Genomic DNA, 4531 nt, shown 5'->3' on the forward strand with positions numbered 1-4531 from the left:
ACCTGCACGACCGCGCAACTGGCGATCGACACGGCGCGATTCATGGCGCTCGGTACCTACAATGGCTAAACCACCGGCATCTTTAACGCCAGGGCCTAATTTTATATCCGTAACACGGCCAGCCATGTTGGTGGCAATAGTTACTGTACCAGACTGACCAGCTTCGGCCACAATATCGGCCTCTTTCTGGTGCATTTTCGCGTTCAGTACGTTATGTTTAATGCCGCGCAGTTTAAGCATACGGCTCAATAATTCAGAAATTTCTACCGATGTAGTACCCACCAGCACCGGACGACCGGCCTGTGTTAATTTTACAATCTCATCGGCAACAGCATTATATTTTTCGCGGATGGTACGGTAAACCAAGTCCTGCATATCTGCACGACTGGTTGGCGTATTAGTTGGTATCTCTACCACATCCAATTTGTAGATCTGCCAAAACTCACCAGCTTCGGTAACAGCAGTACCCGTCATACCGCAAAGCTTGTGGTACATCCTGAAGTAGTTTTGCAGTGTTACAGTAGCAAAAGTTTGTGTCGCATCCTCTACCTTAACATTTTCTTTAGCCTCGATAGCCTGGTGCAAACCATCAGAGTAACGGCGGCCATCTAATACACGGCCTGTTTGCTCATCAACAATTTTCACTTTGCCTTCATCAAGGATATACTCGGTATCTTTTTCAAATAAAGTATATGCCTTTAATAACTGGTTAACCGAGTGGATACGTTCAGATTTGATGGAGAAATCGCGCATCAACTCATCTTTCCGGGCAATTTTTTCTTCTGCCGGAAGGTCTGATTTTTCGATATTAGCGATCTCGGTACCTACATCAGGCATTACAAAGAAGCCTTGATCTTCGCCTGATGCTGTTATCAGTTCGATACCTTTTTCTGAAAGCTCTACAGAGTTGTTTTTTTCGTCGATAATAAAGAACAGTTCCGAATCAACCCTTGGCATTTCTTTGCCCTGGTCTTGCATGTAATGGTTCTCTGTTTTTTGCAAAACCGTTCTGTTGCCGCCTTCACTTAAAAATTTGATAAGGGCTTTGCTTTTTGGCAATGCACGGTGTGCACGCAATAATGCTAACCCGCCACCATCAATACCGGTATCACCCTCGTTTATAGCTTTTTTTGCTTCGTTTAAAACGGTGTTAACGTAAGTTTTTTGCGCGTTAACCAAACGTTCGATACGTGGTTTAAGCTCATAAAACTCGTGCTCATCGCCACGAGGTATCGGGCCTGATATAATTAACGGTGTACGCGCATCATCAATTAAAACCGAATCCACCTCATCCACCATGGCATAATGCAGCTTACGTTGTACCAATTCTTCGGGGCTGCGTGTCATATTGTCACGCAGGTAATCAAAACCAAACTCGTTATTGGTACCAAAAGTAATATCAGCAAGGTACGCTTTGCGGCGTTCCTCAGAATTTGGCTCGTGCTTGTCAATACAATCAACCGCTAAACCATGGAACTCGTATAATGGGCCCATCCACTCGCTATCGCGGCGTGCCAGGTAATCATTCACAGTTACTATGTGCACACCCTGGCCGGCAAGCGCGTTAAGGTAAGCAGGCAGTGTGGCTACCAATGTTTTACCTTCACCTGTTGCCATCTCGGCAATTTTACCCTGGTGTAATACAATACCACCTATCAACTGTACATCGTAATGTACCATGTTCCAGGTAACCTCGTTACCGGCAGCCAACCATGTATTATGGTGGATAGCCTGGTCGCCTTTTATAATAACGTTGCTTTTTTGGGCAGCCAGTTCACGATCAAACTGTGTAGCGGTAACCTCAATGGTCTTGTTCTCGGTAAACCTGCGCGATGTTTCTTTTACCACGGCAAAAGCCTCGGGTAAAATATTCATTAATATATCTTCAAGTTCCTTATTGCGGTCTTTTTCCAGCTTATCTAGTTGAGTGTACAGGGTAACCTTTTCGCTTACCTCCATATTCAATTCAGTTTCGGTACGGGTTTTAATAGCCTGTATCTCGCCGTCAATTCCGGCAAGGCCGGCTGCAATGGTCTCTTTAAATTCTATGGTTTTGGCTCTAAGCTCATCATTACTTAACTGATCAAGCTTGGCATATGCAGCCTTAACTTTCTCAACTATCGGCGAAAGGCCTTTAACGTCTCGTTCTGATTTGCTTCCAAAAAGCTTACTGAAAAAATCTAACATATTATTTTTATATAATGCACCAAACTCAATAATTGCGCCAGTGCAATTTTAAAGTCATTTTGACATACAAAGGTAAGGTTTTGAGCTGAAAGGAGAAAGGTAAAGGGCATGACAGTTAACAGAAATGTTATTGATGGTAGGTAATTTTTCGGGTTTGAATAATTTCGAATTTATTTGAATAGCTATCCTTCCTTCTTTTCACAACCCAATTCCCTTTTTTGTCATAAGTATAGTTATATAAAGTTGTACTTAATTTATCAGGCGACATCACATTATAGTAATATACACTTTTAATAATATCGCGATTCTCATTATACGTCATAAACACCTTATCTATTAAATAGCCCCCGCTATTGTAGGTTGACTGAGTTATTCTAAGTCCATTTTTATCATATGTAAAAACCTCTTTTGAAGGACGGATATCAATACCATACGTTTCACTATAAATTTCAATCAGTTGGCCTTGCTTATTGTATTTGAAAAAGTATCTGACAGGCTTAAAGTATGTACGTTGATTGGTGGACATGTTTTGCTGAACTAAATAACCCCGGGTATCGTAAATATTGGTATAAACAGATAGAATCTTACTCCCTTTAACTGTAGTAAGTTTCAATAGTTTTTTCTTATCGTCGTATTTGAATTTCCAAATTTGGGCCGGCGATTGCAGGCTATCAGAATTTACTGCATTAATGATGTAACCTTGTGCATCGAATAAGGAAACAGAACTTGAATTTATGATATCAGGATAGATACCATAATATGTTTTTTTCATCGTAGCCACTTTACCCTTTAAACCCTCCCTTACATTATCTGCCGTTATTTGGCACACGCCTTTAACAGATATACCCATTAAGGCTAACAAAATAAAACTTCTAAGTAATCTGCTCATGAATTGCGCTTAGGCTGCCTGCTAAATTTACAATTATCTCATCAAATAATTCATCTGCACATTTGCACATCTGCATATCTGCACATTAACTATATTTGCCCGTATGAATATCCTGCTCCTTGGTTCGGGTGGAAGGGAAAGCGCCTTCGCCTGGAAAATTTCTCAAAGCCCAAAATGCGATAAGCTTTTTATAGCGCCCGGTAATGCGGGTACAGGCCAGTATGGCACTAATGTTAATTTAAAAGTTACCGATTTTGAAGGCATCAAAGCTTTTTCTTTAGCTAACAATATTAAAATGGTATTGGTTGGCCCCGAAGAACCACTGGTAAAAGGGATCCATGATTTTTTCCTGGCCGATGAGCAGCTGAAAAGCATCCCAGTTATTGGCCCGCAGCAGGAAGGTGCGCAATTAGAAGGCAGCAAGGATTATTCAAAGGCGTTTATGCAACGCAATAATGTACCTACCGCCGCATCGCGCACGTTTACCCGCGATACCCTGCAGGAAGGTTTTGACTACCTGGCAACCACAGGCCTGCCCGTTGTTTTAAAAGCCGACGGACTGGCAGCAGGCAAAGGTGTTTTAATATGCCTTACCCTTGAAGAAGCCCGCCAGGAACTACTGGAAATGCTTACCGAAGCCAAGTTTGGCGATGCCAGCTCTAAAGTGGTGATTGAACAATTTTTACAGGGAATTGAGCTTTCGGTTTTTGTGATGACCGATGGCACCAACTATAAAATACTGCCCGAAGCTAAAGACTACAAACGTATTGGCGAAGGCGACACGGGGTTAAATACAGGCGGCATGGGCTCGGTTTCGCCGGTGCACTTTGCCGATGCCGCTTTTATGGAGAAAGTAGAGCAAAGGGTTATCATCCCTACTGTTGAGGGTTTGAAAAAAGAAGGCATCCCCTACAAAGGCTTTATTTTTATAGGATTGATGAATACGCATGGCGAGCCATGGGTAATAGAATATAACTGCCGCATGGGCGACCCGGAAACGGAAAGCGTTATGCCGCGCATCGAATCAGACTTTGTTGACTTGCTGCTTGGCGTTGCCGAAGGTAACCTGAACGAGAAAGAATTAATTATATCTGCCAAAACTGCAGCTACCGTAGATTGTGTAGCTGGCGGCTACCCCGGCGAGTATTTAAAGGATAAAACAATTAGCGGGATTGAGAACGTACGCGATTCGCATGTTTTCCATGCAGGCACCGCTTTAGATGGCGAATACATCAAAGCAACCGGCGGCCGTGTGCTGGCCATTACCAGCTTACAGGATAATATGTTTGATGCCCTGCAACAAGCTACTGCCGATGCTGCACGCATTTATTACGACGGTGTATATTTTAGAAAAGATATATGATTTGACCTTATATAACAGTCATTGTATAATGGCATTAAAAAGCGGTATTGAGTTTCAATGCCGCTTTTTTTATGGCGTAATAATTAACAGTT

2 protein-coding genes and 1 pseudogene are annotated in these 4531 nt (G+C 42.4%); 1 reads left to right on the forward strand and 2 read right to left on the reverse strand.

Features of this window, described 5'->3' with window-relative positions:
- Positions 1–2187: pseudogene (gene secA, locus JWQ85_RS11260) on the reverse strand (preprotein translocase subunit SecA); the annotation flags it as partial.
- 127 nt (positions 2188–2314) lie between these two features.
- Positions 2315–3076: a hypothetical protein gene (locus JWQ85_RS11265; protein WP_299467932.1), complete on the reverse strand. Its 762-nt coding sequence runs from the start codon at positions 3074–3076 to the stop codon at positions 2315–2317.
- Positions 3077–3179: 103 nt separating this feature from the next.
- Here JWQ85_RS11265 and purD point away from each other — a divergent pair, with 103 nt between their 5' ends.
- Positions 3180–4439 (forward strand): phosphoribosylamine--glycine ligase, encoded by a 1260-nt coding sequence (gene purD / locus JWQ85_RS11270; protein WP_299467934.1) that lies wholly within the window; start codon positions 3180–3182, stop codon positions 4437–4439.
- Positions 4440–4531 lie beyond the last annotated feature (92 nt).

The sequence above is a fragment of the Mucilaginibacter sp. genome (genome assembly GCF_028288105.1).
Classification (GTDB): Bacteria; Bacteroidota; Bacteroidia; order Sphingobacteriales; family Sphingobacteriaceae; genus Mucilaginibacter.